The organism is Pseudoduganella violaceinigra DSM 15887 (genome assembly GCF_000425385.1).
GTDB lineage: Bacteria > Pseudomonadota > Gammaproteobacteria > Burkholderiales > Burkholderiaceae_D > Rugamonas > Rugamonas violaceinigra.
Genome location: NZ_KE384361.1, coordinates 240527 through 261081, shown reverse-complemented (window position 1 = coordinate 261081; position 20555 = coordinate 240527). Strand labels below are relative to the sequence as shown.

The window sequence follows — 20555 nt, the reverse complement described above, 5'->3', positions numbered from 1 at the left end:
GCGCCTTGCCGGCGCCGTTTTGCTTGAGCAGGCCTTCCATGCTCGCCACGGTCAGGCCGGCACGCGGTTCCACCAGGATGCGGCCTGGGGCGAAGTCTTCGGCCGGAGCGGCGAAGGCTGGAGCAGCCAGGGTAGCGATGGCGGTGGCGATGGCAGCGGAGAAGGTGGTGATAGTTTTCATTGGTGCGAGTCCCTGTTTTCAATAAATAAAACGAGGACTGCCCGCCGGTCTAATGCCGGTAGAAGACTGCATCACCACACACGGACGCACGGCGCCCATGGGGAGGGGATACTTTTGTCTGGCAGTCCTGCCGTCATGGAGCCGTAGCTCTTTAGACCGATGACTTTGCGTCCCGCAGTTTCCCGCGGTTTGCCCTTTTCAGATCTTGCTGTACGGAATCTTAGACAATCAATTGCCGCATAGCAAGCGAAGTTTTAAAACTTTTTCGCCTGTCGTAAATATGTCTGAGCATTATGAAAACTCAGTTGCATGGATTTTATTGGAGTCTTAATTGCTGAGTTAAATCAATGACTTGCAATATTTCAAGGATGAAACGCTGATTTATTTCAGGAAACTCGATTATAATCGCCGCTCATAATGCTGAAATGAAGTGCACGGGCGTGCTATTCCTAATGTATAGTAGCTGCTCGGTACCATCCCACGAGAAGAAGGAAGAGACGATCTATGAGCGCAGATTACGCAGTGCACGGGGCCATCGCCGTTATTTCGCTGAATAATCCGCCAGTCAATGGCCTTGGACTGGCTACCCGCACGGCTGCGATTGACGGCATCCGCCGCGCCCAGGAAGACGATGCGGTCAGGGCTGTGGTGCTGACCGGCGCCGGCAAGGCGTTTTCCGGCGGCGCGGACATCAAGGAATTCAATTCGCCAAAGGCGCTCACCGAGCCCACGCTGCATAGCCTGATCCGGGCGGTGGAGGGCTGCAGCAAACCCGTGGTGGCCGCCATCCATTCCGTCGCGATGGGCGGTGGACTGGAACTGGCCTTGGGTTGCCACTATCGCGTAGCACTGCCGGGCGCGCAGATTGCCTTGCCTGAAGTGAAACTGGGCTTGTTGCCTGGCGCGGGCGGCACCCAGCGTCTTCCCCGTGTGCTGGGCCTGGAAATGGCCCTGAAGATGATTGTCACCGGGACGCCTGTGCTGTCGGAGCAACTGGCGGATACCGCCTTGTTCGACAAACTGCTGCCGGCAGGTGCCGACCTGGTCGCCGAAGCGCGCGCTTTTGCTAAGAGCATCGCCGCAGCGCGCCCACTGCCCAAAGTACGCGACCGCAACGTCGACTACCCCGACCACGAAGCCTTCCTGCAGTCCCGCCGCGATGCGGTGAAGGCCGAAGCTGGTCCATTCCGGGCGCCTATCGAGTGCTTGGAGACGGTTGCCGCCTCCGTGACGATGGCATTCGAAGACGGCTTGAAGTTCGAACGCGAACGTTTCCTGCACCTGATGCAGACCACCGAGTGCAAATCGCTGCGGCATGCTTTCATTTCAGAGCGTGCCGCGAGCAAGATCCCCGATGTCCCCGCCGATACGCCTGTTCGGGACGTCCGCAAAGCCGCCGTCATTGGCGCCGGCACCATGGGCGGTGGCATTGCCATGAATTTTGCAAACGCGGGTATCCCGGTTGTGATGCTTGAAACCAAGCAGGAGGCCTTGGACAAAGGCCTTGCGATCGTCCGCAAGAATTACGAAAACACAATGAAGAAGGGGAAGCTGACGCAGGACAAGTTCGAGCAGCGCTTGGCCTTGATCACCGGCACCCTGGATTACGCTGCCATCGCCGATGCTGACATCGTCATTGAGGCGGTCTTCGAAGACATGGGCGTCAAGGAGAATGTATTCCGCAAGCTCGATGAAGTAATGAAACCGGGCGCAATCCTGGCCTCGAATACGTCGACGCTGAATCTGGATAAAATCGCCGCCTTGACTAGCCGCCCGCAGGATGTGGTCGGAACGCACTTTTTCAGTCCTGCCAACGTCATGAAATTGCTGGAAGTGGTGCGTGGCAAAGCGACCGGCAAAGACGTGCTGGCGAGCACCATGGCTTTATCCAAGAAGCTGAAAAAGACCGGTGTGGTTTCCGGTGTCTGCGATGGCTTTATTGGCAACCGCATGATCGAACAGTATTTCCGCCAGGCCGCCTTCCTGCTGGAGGAGGGCGCTTTGCCGGACCAAGTGGACAATGCCATCGAAAAATTCGGTTTCCCGATGGGGCCGTTCCGTATGAGCGACCTGGCCGGCAACGATATTGGCTGGTATATCCGCAAGCGCCGCTATGTGGAGAAGCCTGACGTGGTTTACTCGAAGACCGCCGACCTGCTGTGCGAGATGGGGCGCTTTGGCCAAAAAACCGGCGCCGGCTGGTACGACTACAAGGAGGGGGAGCGCAAAGCCCATCCGAGCGAAGTCGTCAATGACATGATCATCAAGCATTCCGCCACAATCGGCGTCGCACGGCGCGAGATCGGCGAGCAGGAAATCGTCGAGCGCCTGGTGTATGCGCTGGTCAACGAGGGTGCGTTGATCCTGGAAGAGGGGATCGCACTGCGTGCTTCCGACATCGACATGGTCTATCTGACTGGATATGGTTTCCCGCTGTACCGGGGCGGCCCGATGTTCTATGCCGATACCGTGGGCTTGTCCACCGTGCTGGACAGCATCGCGCAATTCGCGAAAGGCCGACACAGCGAGGCCTGGAAGCCAGCGCCGCTACTGGTCAAGCTGGCAGCCGAAGGCAAGGGCTTCAATAGCTGATCACCCGATCCGCTTGCGCATCCGGGACAATGGCACCGTGATATTTTCCGGCAGCGTAAGCGAGATATCTTCAATTCCTTCGAACCCGCAGGCCCGGTACAGGGGAACGCCCGGCATCGTGGCCGCCAGTTCGATCGTCAGGAAGCCCTCGGCAGCCGCCTCGCGCTCGCAATGCTCCATCAGCATGCGGCCCAGCCCTTGGCGGGGTACGGACGGATCGACAAAGAAGGCCCGGATGCGGGCCGCCTGGGTGGCCGGATCGAGCAAGGGATCGGGGCCGGATTTGTGCTGGTCGCCTCCGAACAGGGTGGCGCGCTTGCTCCAGCCGCCGCAGGCCAGCATGCCGCCATCGCGCTCGATAACGAAGTACGTTCGATCTTCCACCAGCTGCGTGTCGACGCCGAACACGTGGCGGGTAATCGCCGCGGCTTGCTCATCCGTATAGAAGCCTTTACTGAGTTCGATACCGGAGCGCCGGATAAGCATCTCCATGGCGGGAATATCGGCCTTGGTGGCGGGCCGCAGCTTGGGTGGATTTGGCATGTGGAAATGCTATCATAGGGAAGCACTAAGGGAGGAATCATGCGCAAATTCGTTGCAGCGGTCTTCGCCTTGCTTGTCTGCCTGCCGGTCGGCGCCCGCGATCTGCTGGTGATCGGAACCCATTTCGAGCGCGTTTATGAGCGCGGCCAGGAAGGCGAAGTGGTCGGGTTCGGCCCCGAGATCGTGCGCTTGATCGCGGAGCGCCTGGGCCACCGACCGATATTTGAACTCTATCCTTGGGCACGGGCACAGGCCCTGGTGGCGCAGGGGAAGGCCGATATCCTGGTCGGCCCTTACAAGACGTTCGAACGCCAGCAGCTGATGGCTTTTTCAAAGCTCCCGTTTTACCAGGACCAGATGGTGTTCTATGTCCGCAAAGGGATGCTTCAGGACTGGAGCGGCGATTATGCGGAGCTGGCCGAACAGCGCATCGCCATCGTCAACGGCTGGTCCTACGGTGCGGCTTTCGACAAGGCCCGGCCGCAATTAAGGCTGGACGTCGTCAACAGTGTCGACAGCGGCTTGAAAATGTTGGCTGCCCAGCATGCGCAAATGTTCGCCAGCAACCGGCGTAATACGGAACCGGTGCTGGGGCGGCTGGGACTGTCGGGCCAGTTGACCATGCTTCCGCGCGTGATCGACGTGCAGGAGGGCTACTTCGCCTTTCCGAAGCGCCCCGCCTCGGACGCGCTGCGCAAGGAATTCGATGCGGAATTCCAGCGCCTGGTCGATAGCGGGGAATTGAAGCGCCTGGGCCTACGGCACGAGGTCAACGTGCCTTAACGGCGATCAGGCGTCAGTACGGTCGGCAGCGCCTTGGGCAGCGTGGCGGGATAGTCGCGGCTGAAATGCAGACCGCGGCTTTCGCGCCGCTGCAGCGCACTGTTGACGATCAGGGACGCCACTTCCACCAGGTTGCGCAGCTCCAGCAGGTCGCTGGTGATGCGGAAATGGCGATAGTACTCGTCGATTTCCTCTTTCAGCAGGGCGATACGGTGCTGGGCGCGCTCCAGGCGTTTGGTGGTGCGTACGATGCCGACATAATTCCACATGAAACGGCGCAATTCATCCCAGTTATGGGCGATGACGACCTCCTCGTCGGCATCGGTGACCCGGCTTTCATCCCAGTCCGGCAGGTAAGGCGCGTCCTCCTTGTCCTGGGCCAGGATGTCCTGGGCGCAGGCGCGGCCGATGACGACGCATTCGAGCAGAGAGTTGCTGGCCAGGCGGTTCGCGCCATGCAGGCCGGTGCAGGCGGTTTCGCCCACCGCATAAAGGCCCGGCAGGTCGGTGCGGCCGAACAGGTCGGTGACCACGCCGCCGCAGGTGTAGTGCGCGGCCGGCACGATCGGGATCGGCTCCTTCGTGATGTCGATGCCCAGCTCGAGGCAACGTGCATATATGGTCGGGAAGTGCGAAATCAGGAAGTCGGCCGGTTTGTGGCTGATATCCAGGTGCACGTAATCCAGGCCGCGCTTCTTGATTTCGAAGTCGATGGCGCGCGCCACCACGTCGCGCGGTGCCAGCTCGGCGCGCTCATCGTGCGCCAGCATGAAGCGCTGGCCCGCTGCGGCGCCGGCTTCGGGCGGCAGCTTGAGCAGGCCGCCTTCGCCACGGATCGCTTCCGTAATCAGGAAGGATTTGGCATAGGGGTGGTACAGGCAGGTCGGGTGGAACTGGATGAACTCCATATTCGACACGCGGCAACCGGCGCGCCAGGCCATCGCAATGCCGTCGCCGCTGGCGGTGTCCGGATTGGTGGTGTACAGGTAGACTTTACCGGCGCCGCCCGTGGCCATGACCACGTGGTCGGCCGATACCGTGTGCACCTGGCCCGTATTCACGTTCTGCGCGTACAGGCCGTGGCAGCGTGGCTGCGCATTGGCCGGGCGCGGGCCCAGCTTGTCGGTCGTGATCAGGTCGATGGCACAGTGCTGTTCGAACAGGCTGATGTTGGGGTGCGCGCGCACCTTTTGTTCCAGCGTTACCTGCACGGCGTGGCCGGTGGCGTCCGCAGCGTGGATGATGCGGCGCTGGCTGTGGCCCCCCTCGCGCGTCAAGTGGAAGCCCAGTTCGGCGCTCTCGTCGCGGGTGAAGGGCACGCCCAGGCCGATCAGCCATTCAATGGCCTCGCGGCCATGTTCGACGATGAAACGGGTGGCGCCTTCATCGCACAAGCCGCCGCCGGCCACCAGGGTGTCGGCAATATGCTGTTCGTGGCTATCGCCAGAGTCGAGCACGGCGGCGATCCCGCCCTGGGCCCAATTGCTGGCGCCATCGAGCAGGGCGCGTTTGGAAATGATGGCTACTTTGCGGCTTTCCGCCAGGTGGAGTGCAACAGAGAGGCCGGCCAGGCCGCTACCGACAATCACAACATCGAATTTCATGGAGTTTCGGGCTGATCTTTAGCGTAATAAGCAACAATATAAACTATTTGCCGTTGCGCTGCCTCAAAAGCCCCACTCCCAGCATGCTGCATGATGGCGGCATGACCAGGAAAAAGCTGCTCGTGGTGGAAGACGACCTGGGCCTTCAGAAGCAGTTGCGCTGGGCCCTGGACGCTTACGAGGTGGTATTCGCGGGCAACCGCGATGCCGCCCTGGGCCAGTTGCGCCGCCATCAGCCGGCGGTCGTGACCATGGACCTGGGCCTGCCGCCGGAACCCGATAGCGCCAGCGAAGGCCTGCTCCTGCTGCAGCAGATGCTGGCAATTGCGGCGGATACCAAGGTTATCGTCCTCTCCGGCAACCAGGACCGCGAAAACGTGCTGAAAGCGATGGCGCTTGGGGCTTACGATTTTCACCAGAAACCGCTCGACGGCGACATGCTGCGCCTGATGGCGGAGCGGGCCTTCTTCCTGCACGGCGTCCAGCAGGACAACCGGCGCATGCTGCAAACCGAAGCCGACTCGCCCTTGGGCGGGCTGGTGACGCGCGACCCGGGCATGCTGCGCGTTTGCCGCAGCATAGAAAAGGTCGCGCCCAGCTCCGCCACGGTGATGTTGATGGGGGCGTCGGGCTGCGGCAAGGAACTGCTGGCGCGCGGCTTGCACGAGCTCAGCGCGCGCCGCGAGCGGCGCCTGGTGGCCATCAATTGCGCGGCGATTCCCGAGCATCTGCTGGAAAGCGAGCTGTTTGGTTATGAAAAGGGGGCTTTCACGGGCGCCGAGCGGCAGACGCTGGGCAAGATCGAGCTGGCGGGCGGCGGCACCTTCTTTCTCGACGAGATCGGCGACATGGCCTTACCCCTGCAGGCCAAGATGCTGCGTTTCCTGCAGGAGCGGGTGATCGAGCGCCTGGGCGGACGCAGCGAAATCGCGGTGGACGTACGCATCGTGTGCGCCACGCACCGCAATCTGAAAGCCATGGTCGACGAAGGACGCTTCCGCGAAGACCTGTTCTACCGCTTGAGCGAAATCGTGCTGGTGGTGCCGCCGCTGCGCGAGCGTATCGGCGACGCGCTCCTGCTGGCGCAACATTTCCGGCATCGTTTCCTGCAATCGGAGGGACGGCCGGCGCTGCCGTTTCACCCGGATGCCCTGACGGCGATCGAAGCCTACGGCTGGCCGGGCAATGTGCGTGAAATCGAAAATTGCATCAAACGGGCCGTGATCATGTGCGAGGGACCGCATATCACGCTGGAAGATTTGGGGCTGCCGCCCGGCGCCCCGCAGGCGGAAAACATCGACCTGCGGGATGCCCGCAATGCCGCCGAATACAGGGTGATGGTGAAGGCGTTGGCGCGCACGGGCGGCAATATCGCGCGCGCTTCCGAACTGCTCGGAGTGAGCCGGCCCACTCTGTACGATCTAATGAGCCACCACGGGATCAAGTGATTCGGGTTCGCGCCACTCCCGCGCCGCTTTCAATTGCTGGCGCAGGCCGGGCAAGGGAAAACCCAGCCCGTACGCCTTGTGCGCCGCCGCCAGCGCCGCTGGCCACTCCTTGCGCCGCACATGCGCCAGTCCGAGGTTGTACCAAGCAGCGGCATTGCCCGGCTGCGTATCCAGTGCTGCCTGCAGCTGTTCCACCGCTTCGCCATCGCGCCGTTGCGACAGGAGGTAGGCGCCAAACAGGGCGCGCGTCGCACCGTCGCCGGGGACGAAGGCGATCGCCCGCTGGAAATAGCATTCCACAGAGTGATGCGCGCCTGGCGCCTGCGGCTTGTGTGCGCGCATGGAAAGGCGCGCGATTGCGGCCAAGGCGCGGGGATGGTTCGGGAAATGCTCCAGTGTGTAGCTGATGTCCTCGCCCAGCGAACTTGACATGCCCCGCTGCAGCGTCTCGACTTGCGGGCCGAAATGGAAGGTCTCGACCACGGCCAGTCCTTTGGCGTCTTCGGAATTGTAGTAATCGCCGCCGGTAGCCCCTTTGACATAAGTTGGGCAATCGGCCGCGAGTGCGGCAAGAAGGATCAGGTGGCCTGGCATTGGTGGGCTCCGTCTTCGATAGGCCGGGTGTCGAAGACCAGCTGCGGAAAGGACGCGCTGTTCCCGGAAAAATGGAGAAAGGGCGGACGGCTTGCCAGCATCAGTTGCCAGCGCCCGACCGCGAAGAAATTGGCGGTACCCATGGAAACGGCGCCGATGCGGCGGTGGGCGCGCAGGGAGCCGGGATTGAACGCCGATATCCGGCTGCAGCTCCACTGGATCCCGCGCCCGTGCATGCGCCTGTGGGCTTCGTCCCACAAGCGGCAGAACGCAGTGCCAAGCCGCATCTGCGGCTGCACAAAGACGTCATAGTCCCAGCATGAATGTGGCGAGGGCAGGAAATAGCGCGCCCGCACTTCATCTTCCTGGTAGGCGCCGAACTGGTACCAAAGGATGCCCGCCAGCTCGTCGCCCTTCCAGGCGGCGATGCTGGAGCCGCCCTGGCGCAGGCGCCCGGCAACCACCTCGCGCGGCCGCGGATAGGACGGGGGAAGTTCATCGAGCGTCGCAATGGTGCGCAGAATGAGGCTGCCGGGCGCCTTGCGCATGGCCGAGCGGGCCACGCGCTGGGCCACGAACTCATAGCGCACCATGCGGATGCCGAGCAAGCCCAGTAGGCGCGCGAGCGTATACCAGGCTGTGTTGCCTGCGCCGAGTTCCGCCAGGGTTTGCTGGAAATGCGTGGTCATGAAACCATTACAGCAAAGCTCCGCGCCGGCTCTTTGAGCTAACGCAAGCGGCAGCGCAGGCGCCTTGCATAGACTGGGATTTCCAAGGAGGAAATGCCATGCTCACTGTGCTGATGGCCACGTTCAATGGAGTGCGCACTTTGCCGCAAGTGCTCGATGCCTACACCCGCTTGCATAGTCCGGAGGAGGGCTGGCGTTTGCTGGTGGTCGATAACGGCAGCGATGACGGGACGCGCGAACTGCTGATGTCCTACACCGGGCGCTTGCCGCTCCATTACACCTTCGAGCCGCGGCGCGGCAAAAATGCGGCGCTGAATCATGGGCTGGCATTGGCGATGAAAGGACCCGAGACGCGCCTGTTCGTCTTCACGGACGACGACGCGACGCCCGAACGCGACTGGCTGCTGCGCTACGCCGAAGCCGCCACCGAGCGGCAGGGCTTTGCCATTTTCGGCGGCAGCATTGTTCCCGACTGGAGCGAGGCGCCGCCCGGGTGGCTGCTGCGCCTCGTGCCTTGCGGCCTGACCTACGGCCTGACCGATCCCCAGATGCCGGAAGGACCGGTGTATCCCGGGCTGGTATGGGGCGCGAATATGGCGGTGCGCGGCGAAGTATTCCGGCATGGCTATCGCTTCGATGAAACCATGGGCCCGGCGGCCGGCGACTACGCGATGGGCGGGGAGGTCAGCTTTACGCGTTTGCTCGAGGGCGCGGGATTTCAGTCCTGGTTCTGCCCCTCGGCACGGGTGGCTCACCATATCCGTCCAGCGCAGTTGACCGCCGATTGGGTGATCAAGCGTGCCCGCCGCTACGGGCGGGGCGCCTGCCGGCTGGCGAAACCGGGCCAGTTTCCCGAACTGTTCGGTGCGCCGCGCTGGATGCTGCGCAAGTACGCCGAGGAGTTTTGCGGACTCGCCGCGGCGATGCTGCTGCGCCAGCCGGAGAGGATCTTCCAGCGCCGCTGGGAACTGGCCTACCTTGGCGGATACATCGCCGAAGCGTCGGCGGCCTCGAAGCGCCCGGCGAGCCGGCGCATCCTGATTACCAGCTTCTCCGGGGAACTTGGCGGCATGGAGCTGCGCATGCTGGAAGAGGCGCGCTTCCTGAAGCGGGTTGGCTATGACTGCGTGCTGGCGCCGCCGCGTTTCAACGGCGACGACCGATGGCGCCAATCGGCTCAGGATGAGTGTGTGGAGATCGCGGACTTGAACGTGCCGCCCATGCTGGAGGAATGGCCCTGGCGCCGGTTGAACCGCTTGCGTGCCATCGCGTTTTCGGCGCCGGCGCTGCGCAAGCTACGGCCGGACCTGGTGCATATTGCCTTCTGCTGGACCACCTACGGGGCCAGCGCCTTATGGCTGGCGCAGCATTGCGGCGTCCCTTCGGTGATCAGCGTCCACAACGCCTTTCCACGGACGGAGTTCAACGACTGGCAGCGCGAGCTGCTGCGCAGGGCCATGTCCGGAGTGAAGGGTGTCTACGCGGTCTCCCACTCGGCGATGAACCATTTTCTCGCCTTGTACAGGGAGTGGCTGCCGGCCGAAGCGCGGCTGGCCGTGATCCCCAACTGCGTGGATGTACGGCGTTTCCAGGTCTCGCACCGGCGCCGGGCGGCGGCGCGCAACCAGTGGGGCATCGGCGAACTGGATGAAGTCATTGGCAGTGTCGGGCGGCTGTCGGCCCAGAAGCGGCCGGAGGAACTGCTGGCGATCTTCGCCCACCTGGCGAAGTCGCGGCCGCGCCTGAAGCTGCTGCTGGTCGGCACCGGCCCGCTGGAATCGTCGCTGCGCGATTCCGTCCGGCGTCAGCGCTTGACGCGCCGCGTGATCTTTACCGGTTTCCAGGCCCAGGTTGAGGCCATCATTCCCGCCATGGACCTGCACCTGCTGGTGAGCCGCCGCGAGGGCTTCGGCATCGCGACCATCGAAGCGATGGCGTGCGGGGTGCCGGCGCTGGCGACCCGGGTGCCGGGCAGCGAGGATATCCTGCACGACAGCGCGGGCGGAATCTTGCTGCCTCCCGGCGATGTCGAGGCCGCAGTCAATGCGATCAGGGGCTTGCTGGACGATCCCCAGCGCCGCGAGGAAATGGGCCGCCAGGGCAGGGCCGAGGTGGAGGCCCGCTACGCTGTGCCGGTAGTCAGCGCGCAAGTGGAGGCCTTCTACGACGGACTGGCATGATATGCGCGGCATTGCCCGCAATTTTGCTTTTGGCTTCGCCGAGAAGTACCTGCAGGCGGCGCTTGCCCTTGCATCGTCGGTGATTCTTGCTCGCCTGCTGTCGCCCGCCGAAATCGGGGTGTACTCGATTGCCGCGGTATTGACTGGCCTGGCCCAGGTCTTCCGCGACCTGGGAACGGGGCAGTTGCTGGTGGCGCGGCGCGAACTGTCGATGCCGGAGCAGCGTGCGCTACTGGGAATCGCCCTACTGATGGGGTGGAGTCTCTCACTGGTCTTGCTTGTATTGGCCGAACCGCTGGCTGCGTTCTATCGCCAGCCTGGCTTGCTCGATATCCTGCGCATCCTGTCGCTGAATTTCCTGCTGGTGCCGTTCTCGTCCCAGGTGACAGCGATGTTGCGCCGCGAAATGCGCGCGGGGGCACTGCTGCAGATGAGCGCAAGTTACTGTTTTGCGCAATTCATCGCCACCATCGCCTTGGCCGCTGCCGGATTCGGTCCCTGTGCGCTCGCTTGGGGCAGCTTTGTGGCGACGCTGGCGGGCTTCGTCGCGGCGCTCTGGCTGCAGCCGGACGGTATGGCATGGCGGCCGGCGTGGCGCGGCATGCGCGCGCTGATCCGGCCGGGCGGGCTGGCCGTCACCGCCAATGCGATCGATGAAATTGGCGTCGTTGCGCCCGATCTGGTGGCCGGCAAACTCTTGGGCGCAGCGGAAGTGGCCTTGCTTGGCAAGGCGCAGTCGGTCCTGTCGCTCTTCAACCAGGCCGTGACCAGTGCGGTATCGCCGGTGGTTTTCCCCTTGTTCGCCCGGCAAGCGCGCGAGGGCGGCGATCCTGTGCAGGCCTACCTGTCGGCCGCGGCCTGCATCACCGCATTGTCGTGGCCCTTCTTCCTGTTCGCCGGGTGGTACGCGGCGCCGCTGGTGGAACTTCTGTACGGCCATCAGTGGCAAGGCTGCCTACCTTTGATACGGATCATGTGCGGCGCCGCTGCGCTGTATAGCATGTTCAGTATGGTGCGCCATTTGCTGGTGGCGACGGGACACATCGCGGCACAGGCCCGTATCGATGCCATCGCCGTGGCCGGACGCCTGTCGCTGCTGGTGCCCGGTGCCCTGGCGGGTCTTCAATGGCTGGCAGTTGCGGTTGCATTGAGCCTGGTACTGCGCAGCTGGCTGGTGCTGCGTTGCTTGCGGGGGCTGTATGGGCTTGAGCTGGCGGGCCTGCTGCGGCCCATGCGCAAAAGCGCCATGGCGACTGCGGCGGCAGGGGCGCCGGCCTTGCTGGCGTATGCGGCGAATGGCGGGGCCGAGCCCGGGCCATGGCAAATGCTGGCGGGCGCGTTCGCGGGCGCGCTGGGTTGGGGACTGGCGATCTGGCTGCAGCAGCATCCCTTGGCCGGTTTCCTGCGCAGGGCGGAATGGCAGTGATGAAGGGGAGATGGCTATGCGTGTTGGAATCCTGTCCTATCCCATGTTGTTCCAGCGCGAAGGAGGCTTGCAGGTGCAAGTGCGGGAAACAGTCTGCGCGCTGAATCACCTGGATGCGGCGATGTCGGCGGAGCTGGTCGATCCGGCACGCCAGAAGCTGGCCGACTATGATTTGATACATGTTTTTTCAGCCTTCAATGGCAACTTCAGGGTGGTCGAGTCGGCGGTCGAACTGGGCGTTCCGGTGGTCCTGTCGCCCCTGGTTTCGCCGACCTGGAACCGCAACGCCGGCTTTCGCGCCCGGGTGGCGGACCGCCTGGCAGGGCGCATTTGCTCGTACAATCTGCAAACGAGCTATGCGCAAACCAAACGGGCGCTGCAACTGGCCGACCTCGTGATCGCGCTGGGGGAGGCCGAACGCGAGGCGATCATCAGCGGCTTTCTCACGGAGCGTGCCAAGATCCGTGTCTTCCCGAACGGGATCAGCCGCCAGTTCTTTACCGCCAAGGCGGAATTGTTCCGCCACCGCACCGGCATCGTCGGCCCATTCGTCTTGACGGTCGGGACGGTCTCTTCGTACAAAAACCAATTAGGCCTGGCCCAGGCGCTGGAGGGGTGCGAGCTGCCGCTGGTGATGATCGGGCCGGTGGCGCGCGACGACCACGAATATCTGCAAACGGTGCTGCAATCGCCTTGGGTGCGCTGGCTGGGCGCGCTGGACCATGAAGATCCGTTGCTGGCGAGCGCCTTCGCGGCCGCCGCCGTGGTCGCCCTGCCGAGCCAGGGCGAGATCTTCCCGCTCTCCGTCCTGGAGGCGATGGCGGCGGGGACACCGGTGGTCATGACGCAGGACAGCGCGCTCCAGCTGGAAGGGGCGGACTTCATGCTGCGCAAGGTCGCCTGGAACGATAAGCTGGCACAGCGCGACGCCATCATCAGCCTGGCTTCGCGTCCGCCGGAGCGGGCCGTCGTTCAGGCCATGGTGGAGCAGTTCACGTGGCAAAGGGTCGCCGGCCAGGTGGCCGCCTGCTATCGCGAGCTGGTGCCGGCCCATGCTGTTTAACTCCTTTCCCTTCATATTCCTGTTCCTGCCATTGGCACTCGCGGGTTACCAGCTGCTGCGCCGCCATGGCGTGGCATGGCTTGGACTTTGTTCGCTCTGCTTTTACGCATGGTGGGACTGGCGCTTCCTGCCGCTGCTGCTTGCGTCGATCTGCTTCAATTATTGCGCAGGACTAGCCATTTGCAGCCTGCACGGACGATGGCGGGCGGCCGTGTTTATTGTTTCGCTGCTATTGGACCTGGGCTTGCTGCTCTGGTTTAAATATGCCGCCTTCCTGTTCGGAATTTCAGCGGGCCTGCCCCTGCCAATAGGGATTTCGTTTTTCACGTTCACGCAGCTGGCCTTCCTTGTCGATTGCTGGCGCGGCAGCGCGCGCGAGCCGGGCTTCGCGCCGTATCTGCTTTTTGTCAGCTATTTTCCACACCTGGTGGCTGGTCCGGTGCTACACCATGCGGAAATGATGCCGCAGTTCCGCAATGGCCGTCCGCTGCAAGCCGAAGACCTGGCGCTGGGACTGACGATCTTCGCCATGGGCCTGGCCAAGAAGGTGCTGGTTGCGGACAATCTCGCGCCGCTGGCCAATCCGGTCTTTGCCGCCGGCGCTGCCCCACAGCTGCTGGACGCGTGGATTGGCACGCTTGCCTACGCCATGCAGTTGTATTTCGACTTTTCCGGCTACTCCGATATGGCGATCGGCTTGTCGCGGCTCTTTGGGGTGCGCTTGCCGGAAAATTTCGACTCGCCATACCAGTCCCGCAACATCGCGGAATTCTGGCGCCGCTGGCATATGACGCTGTCCCGCTTCCTGCGCGACTATCTTTATATTCCCTTGGGCGGCAACCGCAAAGGCGAATGGCGCCGGCGCGCCAACCTGATGGCGACCATGATACTGGGCGGTGCGTGGCATGGCGCGGGATGGACCTTCCTCGCTTGGGGCGCCTTGCATGGTGTGTTCCTCGTGCTTCACCAGCGATTCGGCGCAAACCGGCCGGGATGGTGGGGAGGGCCCCTCACTTTCTGTGCCGTGCTCTTGGCCTGGGTGCCATTCCGGTCGCCCGATCTGGCATCTGCATTGAGCATATGGGCTGGCATGGCCGGCCTGCATGGAGCAGGGCTGCCGCACGCATTGGGCGGTCCTGGTTTGCGATGGATTCCTGCCGGAGGCATGGAATTGCCGTTGCTGCTGCTGGCGGCCCTTGCCGCCTGGTTCGCGCCGAATACCCGGCAACTTGTCGAGCAGCGCTGGAATGGGAGGTTGCGCAACGCCGGCGCCGTTGCAGCCTTGCTGCTCGCTTGTGTGTTCAGTATGAACCGTCCGACCGAATTCCTCTACTTCCAATTCTAAAAATGAAGACCTATCTTGCCATCGCGGGCGGCCTGCCATTGCTGATGGTGTGCAGCGTGGCAGGCACAAATTACCTGGTCGACCCTTATCTCATCCATCAATGGCAGACGCCGCAAGTCCAGCGCTTACGGGCGCCGATCGAAAAGCTCAATGCCTGGGGCAAGACCTACGCCTTGGCGCTGTATCGCCCTGATGTAATTTACCTAGGCAATTCGCGTACCGAACTCGGCCTGGCCGTACCGAAAAGCGGGCCGCTGCGTGTTTTCAATGCCGCGCTATCCGGGGCGACCGTTGGCGACGCCCTGCGCATGCTTGCCCATGCGCGGCGCGTGGCGGACATCCGTAGCGTGATCTGGGGTATCGATGCGCCATCTTTTACCCTGTCGGTCGGCAATACCGAGCTGGAGAACGGCTTGCTTGCCTCTGGCGGAAATTACCTGGGCCGGCGCTTCCTGCTGGATTTGCAGCGCGCTGTCAGTATCGATATGACGCGCGCCTCGTTCGACATTTTGGGTGGCCAGACTCCAGAAATCTGCCACGCAAGCCTGGCGCAATTCGGCCAGCGCGACGGCGAGTGCATGCGAAGCCGGATTGCAGGCTGGGGCGGGGCGGCCGAAGTGGTCGGCCCGCGCACGCGCGAATTCCTGCGCGGCGAAGGCCCCACGGATGGCGCTATGGAAGCCCTGGAAACGAGCGTAAGGCGCGCTTGCGGGCTACGCTGGAGCTTGTACGTGAACCCCACCCATGCGATGACGATCGATGCCATGTATTGGGCAGGCAGGGGCGGGCAGTATGAGGAATGGCTGGTTCGCCTGGCCGCCATGGGCAAGCGGCTGCGGCAAGCCGGCTGCGATGCGCGGCTGTACGATTTCTCCGGCTTTAACGGCGTAACCAGCGAATATGTGCCGCAACCGGGTGATAGCTCGGAAATGCGGAACTACTGGGAGACCTCGCACTATCGTGAGAATGTCGGTGACGCCATTCTGGCCCGCCTGTCTGGTGGCCCAGCGGCGGCAGATGGTTTTGGCGATGAACTATTGCCGGAGTCGATGGCAGCCCATATTGCCCGGTTGCGTAAGAACCGGCTTGCCTACCTTCAGACGCATCGCTTTGAAGCGGCCACCGCCCACAGCATCGCCACCAATCAAGCAAAGGGACGTTGACGCAGGATGGCGGCGCCTTTCTCGCAGGGAAGCGCGCAGATCTCCAGCTCGGGAAATTCACCCGCCCAGCGGGCCAGGGCGGCACGCTCGCCGGGCCGTGCCGCATCATCCAGAAACACCGCGGCGCCCGGCGACAGGCGCGGAAACAGGACCGGTCCGGCAGGATAGCGGGCCTGTTCGCAAGTCAGCTGCGGCGGGCCGTCGATGACGACCATGTCGATGCGCTGGACCGCCGCCAGTCCGCTGCAGTCGTACCAGACCTGCTGCTTGCCGCCGCAAGCCTGGGCCAGCAAGGGCGCATCGATTACCTCGGCCCAACTGGCCAAGCCATGCATTTCCAGCTGGCGCCTGGTGCGCCGCGCGTAGACGGGATCATGTTCCAGGCTGTACACCTTGCCATAGCCATTGATCTGCAGGCAGCGCGCCAGGACCAGCGTCGAGGTGCCGCTGCTGCATTCCACGACGCAGGCCGGCTTCTCGTCGAGTGCATGGGCTGCCAGTTCCTGCAGGAAGTCCGGCGATGCGGCCCAGCCGCGCGTCAAGGGCAGGGCGCGCTGCAGGCCGAGGCTGACGTATAAACCCTGCAAGGCTTCCAGCTGGCGGAACAGGCTGGCATTTTGCTGGCGCGAATCATCTTTCATGGTGTGTACCAGAAGGTGCATATGCCTGACTTTGTGCAGGATGCAGGCACACAGCAGCAGCAAAACACCGAGAGCCGCAGCGTCAATCATTCGTAGTATCCGTAGTATTCGGTGCCGGGGAAGGCACGCGATTTGTTGTAGATCAGATTGACGTGACGGCAATGCTCGATGCGCTGCAAGGCGGTCCGTACGGCGGATTGTGTCGTTGTCTCGGCCTCGACCACCATGATGACCTGTCCCATTTGCGATACCAGCACGCTGGCTTCGGTCGTCAGCAGCAGCGGGGGCGAATCGAACACGATAATCCGGTCGGGATAGCGGCTGGCCAGCTCTTCGAGCAGCCGGCTCATGTTGCGGCTCGCGAGCAATTCTGTCGCATGGCGGCTGGCCGGTCCGGCCGGCAGCAGGCTCAGCGATGGAATATTGGTGCGCAGGATGACGTCGGACAGTTCGATGCTGCCATCGAGCAGGACGTTCATCAACCCCCGTTCCGCTTGCAGGCCCAGGACTTTCAGCACCGACGGACGCGCCACATCGGCATCCACCAGCAAGGCGCGGGCATCCTTTTCCATCGAGATGCTCATCGCCAGGTTGATGGCGCAGTAAGTCTTGCCTTCGCCGGGCAGGGCGCTGGTCACGATCACCAGGTTGCCGTGCGCGATGGCGTCGGCCCCGCCGGCGCGCGCATCGTTGAGCAACTGGCGCTTGACGATACGGAAGTCTTCCGCCACCGAGGTGCGGCCGCTTTCGTGGGTCACCATGCCGCGCTGGCGCAGGCGGATCAGGTTGATGTCGGCATAGCCGAGCTCGATTGGCGGCGCGACTTCGAGCAAACTGGGCGGTAATTGCATGGGGCCTCCGTCTATTGGTACAGCAAGGAGTAAGCCATGACGCCGCTGTAGCCCAACAAGAGGCATGCGCTGCCGGCACCGAAGCCGATCCGGTCGCGCCAATGGCGGCGCCGTTCCTCATCGGTCCAATTCATGGCGATGGTGCCGAGTACCCGCAGGCCGGTGCCTGCGCGCAGTTCCGCCGGGCTGAGGAAGGTCGGACGCATTTCCGACAGGCCCAGGGCGGCGCTGGCGCCGCCGAGCACGGCCACCACCAGGACCACGCTGTAGTAGAGCGGCCGGTTGGGGCCGATCGGGCGCTGCGGTAAAGTCGGCGGGTCGATGATCTTGAAGCTCATCATCTCGGTAGTGGTCGTCAATTCCCCCGACAGCTTGGCCGCTTCGCGGCGGGCGATCAGCTTTTCATAGTTATCCTTGTTGATCTGGTAGTCACGCGTCAATTGGCCAAGCTGCGATTCCAGTTCGGGAACGGCATTGCGCTGCTCTTGCAATTGCGCCTGCCGTTGTTGCAAGGCTTCCACCCGCGCGCGCAGGCCGGCGACACGGGCTTCGGCCTCCGTCAGGGCGACTTTCATCTGCTGGAAAAGCGGGCTGTACTGGCGCGCCGCGTCGCCGGCATCGCCCGGCTGCTGCCGTTCCTGCTTGCGCTTGTCTTCAAGCTGGGCGATCAGGCGCAGTGTCGAGACGACATCGGGATGCTGGTCCGTGTACTGCATGCGCAGCGTATCCAGGCTTTTGTTCAGGGTGCTGATCCGCCCTTCGAGGTCCGAGGCATCGCCGGAGGCGCCGATGGCGCTCATGACGGGCTCATCGCCGCTGAACTGCGCTTCGATGGCCTTGCGCGATTGCTCCGCCTCCGCCAGTTCGAGCCGGGCGCTTTCCAGTGCCTCGCTGGCTGTCAGCAGCTTGCCGCCGTAGTCCTGGCCCTCCCTGGGCAACAGATAATTGTGCTTCAGGCGGAATTCCTTGACCGCGTTTTCGGCGCTGAGCAGGCGCTCTTCATAGCTGCGGATCTGTTCGTCGATGAACTGCACGGCTTTTTCCGAGTCGCCTTTCTTACCTTTGAAGCTGCCCTCGACGAAGATGGCAAGCAGAGCCTGGACCACGTCGCGTACCTGGCGCGGGTCGGAGTGGGTGTAGCTGATCGTGTAGATATCGTAGGTGCCGGTGCCGTTGATGCGGATATTTTTCAGCAGGGTGTCGACCAAGGCGTCGTGTTCGCGCGCCGACACGGCGCGCAAGTCCAGGTCCACCATGCGCAGCACACGTTCAATATTGGGACGGCTCAGCAAGGTGCGGCTCATGATCGCCACCTGCTGCTCGACGTTGGGAACGCTGGTCATGCCGACCATCAGCGGTTTCAGGATGCTCTGGGTGTCAACGAACACCCGCGCCGTGGTCTGGAATTCGTTGGGCATGGCATACACCCTGGCCCAGCCTGCCAGCACCAGCAGCCAGGTGATGCCAATGCCGGCCCAACGGTGCTTCCAGATCCCTTTCAGGCCGGACAGCAATTGGCTGATGAGTTGCTCCATGCCGCACTCCCTGGTATTACGCCTCGGTCTCTTGATTATATGGACGGGTTTCCAGCATGGCAGGCGAACCCGCCCGAACTTTGAGGCCGCTCAAGAAGTGCTCAGGATTTGCGGCGGCGCAGCGCTGCCGACATCGCCAGCAGGCCGACCGCGAGCACAGCCACCGAATCCGGCTCCGGCAACTCCTGCTGCAGGGTGTTGGCCAGGGTGTTGTGCTGGATGGTGATCTGGTACGTGGTGCCGGCCACCAGTAGCGGGGTCAGGCCGCCGAATGCGGCGAATGCCGGCGCATAGGTCAGGATGCCAGGGCTGCCATCCGTGCGGCTCAGCACGCTGTCAGCGTTCAGTGCGCCCGGCGCATAGGTGAAGACGGAGGTGCCGGTGCTGAGGTTGATGATGTTGATCGACCAGGACAGGCGTGCATTGGCGTTGGCATCCGGTCCCGAACCGGGCGAGACATAAACCTGGGTGTAGGGCTTGGCGTCGAAGGCGATCTGCATGGTATCCGAGGCGCCGAGCGTGAAGGCGAACGTGGTCGAGGTGCCCACGTCCGAATTGCCGGAAGCAATGGCGTTCGTGGCGGTCGAGGCATCGGCGCGCGTGCGGGCGTGGGCGCCGGCCGGGTTGCCGTTGATGACGATCGCCGCCCCGCTCAAGTCCTGGTCCGCATAGCCGAAACTGCCGGGCACGGGGGGCGGGCTGGGGAAGGGGTTGAAATTATTGTTTCCCAGCACCGGGCAGCCGCCCCCCACGCATTGGTGCGCCACGTTGGGGGTGCCGGTGAGGATGGGAATGGAGGACGCCCCGGCAGCAAAGACGCCGTTCAGGGACGCGGTGGCATGGGCGTCGTTGGTGCCTTGCAGGATCGTGAAGTCCGACGTGCTGTAGGCGGCGCCGCCCGAATGCAGCAGGCGGAAATTGCTGATGTCCAGGATGGAGGAGGCGAAGGTGGACGCCTGGACCGGTGCGCTGGCGAGCCCGACTGCCAGAACAGCAGCGCTTGCCAGTAGGGTCTTGCGGAAGGTAGTCATAGCAGGGATCTCCCGGTTGGATTGCGGCGGATTTGCCGGCAAGGTCTTACGAGCAGCATCCGTGCCATGTGCTGTTGCCCTGGCGGTGCCTGGACGTGAAAAGAAATCCGACGCGGGCGGAACCTTGTTCGGTCCGGTGAGTCCAAGCGCTATTCCCCAAGGAGGACGCACCGTGGACGACGACACCATTGTTTCCCTGTTGATCGATGAGAACGCGAGCAGCCAGCAACCCTTGCATGCAATCGACCAGCAAGCATTCCATATCCGCCTGGCGAACTCGGCCGGGCAGCGCGAGGCGGCCAGTGTGCTGCTGCAGAAGATGTATGGCTGGCGCGGTTACGAGGTCGACCCCAAGGCGCCGCATGAGCCGAACCGCATTACGCTGGCGGCCGACAGCCAGGGTGAAACCATCGGCACGATGTCGCTGTGTCTCGATGATCCGGCCATTGGTTTGCCGGCCGATGAAAACTTTGGCGACATCCTGTCCGGCTTGCGCGCGCAGGGACGGCGGCTGTGCGAGCCGGCCCGCCTGGCGATTGACCGCAACGTCAATATGCGCGTGTTTGCCGCATTGATCCATATTTCCTATGTGTACGCCCACAGACTGCACGGCTGTACCGACTACGTGATCGAAGTCAACCCGCGCCACGTCATGTTCTACAAGCGCATGCTGGGCTTCAGCGATGCCGCGCCGAAACGGCACTGCAGCCGCGTTGGTGCGCCGGCGGTCTTGCTGCGGCTGGACCTGGGGCATATGACAGAACAGATCAGGCTGCATGGCGGGCGCATGGAAACCGATGCCAGCGAGCGCTCCTTCTATCCCTACTTCTTCTCGCCGGCAGACGAAGCCGGGATTACGGTGCGCCTGCGCGAGGGGAGGAATTGA

Annotated in this window: 18 protein-coding genes and 1 riboswitch; of the genes, 9 read left to right on the top strand and 9 right to left on the bottom strand. The window is 63.2% G+C overall.

Annotated features, from left to right (window positions below):
• A partial coding sequence (locus tag H597_RS0128925) for a hypothetical protein (RefSeq protein ID WP_028105186.1) occupies window positions 1–181 on the bottom strand: 181 nt, incomplete at its 3' end.
• A gap of 117 nt (window positions 182–298) precedes the next feature.
• A riboswitch (cyclic di-GMP riboswitch) is annotated at window positions 299–385 on the bottom strand.
• 300 nt (window positions 386–685) lie between these two features.
• On the opposite strand from H597_RS0128925, the gene H597_RS0128920 reads away from it, so the two are divergent.
• Window positions 686–2773, top strand: coding sequence for a 3-hydroxyacyl-CoA dehydrogenase NAD-binding domain-containing protein (locus H597_RS0128920; RefSeq protein WP_028105185.1), 2088 nt, complete (start codon window positions 686–688; stop codon window positions 2771–2773).
• Here the strand turns inward: H597_RS0128920 and H597_RS0128915 are convergent, their stop codons facing one another.
• Window positions 2774–3316: a GNAT family N-acetyltransferase gene (locus H597_RS0128915; protein WP_028105184.1), complete on the bottom strand. Its 543-nt coding sequence runs from the start codon at window positions 3314–3316 to the stop codon at window positions 2774–2776.
• Window positions 3317–3355: 39 nt separating this feature from the next.
• Here H597_RS0128915 and H597_RS0128910 point away from each other — a divergent pair, with 39 nt between their 5' ends.
• Entirely contained in the window at window positions 3356–4099 is a 744-nt protein-coding gene (locus tag H597_RS0128910; RefSeq protein WP_051294194.1) for a substrate-binding periplasmic protein, read from the top strand.
• Here the strand turns inward: H597_RS0128910 and nadB are convergent.
• Entirely contained in the window at window positions 4096–5703 is a 1608-nt protein-coding gene (gene nadB / locus H597_RS0128905) for an L-aspartate oxidase (protein ID WP_028105182.1), read from the bottom strand. The two genes, H597_RS0128910 and nadB, sit on opposite strands and share 4 nt — an antisense overlap.
• A 101-nt stretch (window positions 5704–5804) precedes the next feature.
• Between nadB and prsR the strand changes: the two genes are divergently transcribed.
• The gene (gene prsR / locus H597_RS0128900) at window positions 5805–7151 is read left to right on the top strand and encodes a PEP-CTERM-box response regulator transcription factor (protein ID WP_028105181.1); all 1347 of its coding nucleotides are present in this window, start codon (window positions 5805–5807) and stop codon (window positions 7149–7151) included.
• Here prsR and H597_RS32915 read toward each other — a convergent pair.
• Together H597_RS32915 and H597_RS0128890 are read right to left on the bottom strand one after the other, a co-directional pair.
• On the bottom strand, window positions 7125–7745 hold the full coding sequence (locus H597_RS32915) for a tetratricopeptide repeat protein (RefSeq protein WP_051294193.1): 621 nt from the start codon (window positions 7743–7745) through the stop codon (window positions 7125–7127). The genes prsR and H597_RS32915 overlap by 27 nt on opposite strands.
• Window positions 7730–8434 (bottom strand): GNAT family N-acetyltransferase, encoded by a 705-nt coding sequence (locus H597_RS0128890; protein WP_028105180.1) that lies wholly within the window; start codon window positions 8432–8434, stop codon window positions 7730–7732. Before H597_RS0128890 ends, H597_RS32915 begins: the two co-directional genes overlap by 16 nt.
• A gap of 98 nt (window positions 8435–8532) precedes the next feature.
• On the opposite strand from H597_RS0128890, the gene H597_RS0128885 reads away from it, so the two are divergent.
• The 5 genes from H597_RS0128885 to H597_RS0128865 are packed head-to-tail and all read left to right on the top strand — an operon-like array spanning window position 8533 to window position 15611.
• A complete protein-coding gene (locus tag H597_RS0128885) occupies window positions 8533–10614 on the top strand; it encodes a glycosyltransferase (RefSeq protein ID WP_229632270.1) in 2082 nt (693 codons plus the stop codon).
• Window position 10615: 1 nt separating this feature from the next.
• Window positions 10616–12040, top strand: coding sequence for an oligosaccharide flippase family protein (locus H597_RS32910; RefSeq protein ID WP_035375472.1), 1425 nt, complete (start codon window positions 10616–10618; stop codon window positions 12038–12040).
• A 16-nt stretch (window positions 12041–12056) separates the two neighbouring features.
• Entirely contained in the window at window positions 12057–13103 is a 1047-nt protein-coding gene (locus H597_RS0128875) for a glycosyltransferase family 4 protein (protein ID WP_035375471.1), read from the top strand.
• On the top strand, window positions 13093–14448 hold the full coding sequence (locus H597_RS0128870; protein ID WP_028105177.1) for an MBOAT family O-acyltransferase: 1356 nt from the start codon (window positions 13093–13095) through the stop codon (window positions 14446–14448). The genes H597_RS0128875 and H597_RS0128870 overlap by 11 nt, the downstream gene beginning before the upstream one ends.
• A 2-nt stretch (window positions 14449–14450) precedes the next feature.
• The gene (locus H597_RS0128865; RefSeq protein WP_028105176.1) at window positions 14451–15611 is read left to right on the top strand and encodes a hypothetical protein; all 1161 of its coding nucleotides are present in this window, start codon (window positions 14451–14453) and stop codon (window positions 15609–15611) included.
• Here the strand turns inward: H597_RS0128865 and H597_RS0128860 are convergent.
• The 4 genes from H597_RS0128860 to H597_RS0128845 all read right to left on the bottom strand — a co-directional run bounded on the left by H597_RS0128860 (window position 15593) and on the right by H597_RS0128845 (window position 19669).
• Window positions 15593–16252: a class I SAM-dependent methyltransferase gene (locus H597_RS0128860; RefSeq protein WP_229632269.1), complete on the bottom strand. Its 660-nt coding sequence runs from the start codon at window positions 16250–16252 to the stop codon at window positions 15593–15595. The two genes, H597_RS0128865 and H597_RS0128860, sit on opposite strands and share 19 nt — an antisense overlap.
• 86 nt (window positions 16253–16338) lie before the next feature.
• The gene (locus H597_RS32905) at window positions 16339–17103 is read right to left on the bottom strand and encodes an XrtA-associated tyrosine autokinase (protein ID WP_051294192.1); all 765 of its coding nucleotides are present in this window, start codon (window positions 17101–17103) and stop codon (window positions 16339–16341) included.
• Between the two features lie 11 nt (window positions 17104–17114).
• Window positions 17115–18638 carry an XrtA system polysaccharide chain length determinant gene (locus H597_RS0128850; protein WP_028105174.1) on the bottom strand — a complete coding sequence of 508 codons (1524 nt, stop codon included), beginning with the start codon at window positions 18636–18638 and terminating at the stop codon, window positions 17115–17117.
• 101 nt (window positions 18639–18739) lie between these two features.
• On the bottom strand, window positions 18740–19669 hold the full coding sequence (locus H597_RS0128845; protein WP_028105173.1) for an EDSAP-1 family PEP-CTERM protein: 930 nt from the start codon (window positions 19667–19669) through the stop codon (window positions 18740–18742).
• Between the two features lie 172 nt (window positions 19670–19841).
• Between H597_RS0128845 and H597_RS32900 the strand changes: the two genes are divergently transcribed.
• Window positions 19842–20555 carry an N-acyl amino acid synthase FeeM domain-containing protein gene (locus H597_RS32900; protein ID WP_051294191.1) on the top strand — a complete coding sequence of 238 codons (714 nt, stop codon included), beginning with the start codon at window positions 19842–19844 and terminating at the stop codon, window positions 20553–20555.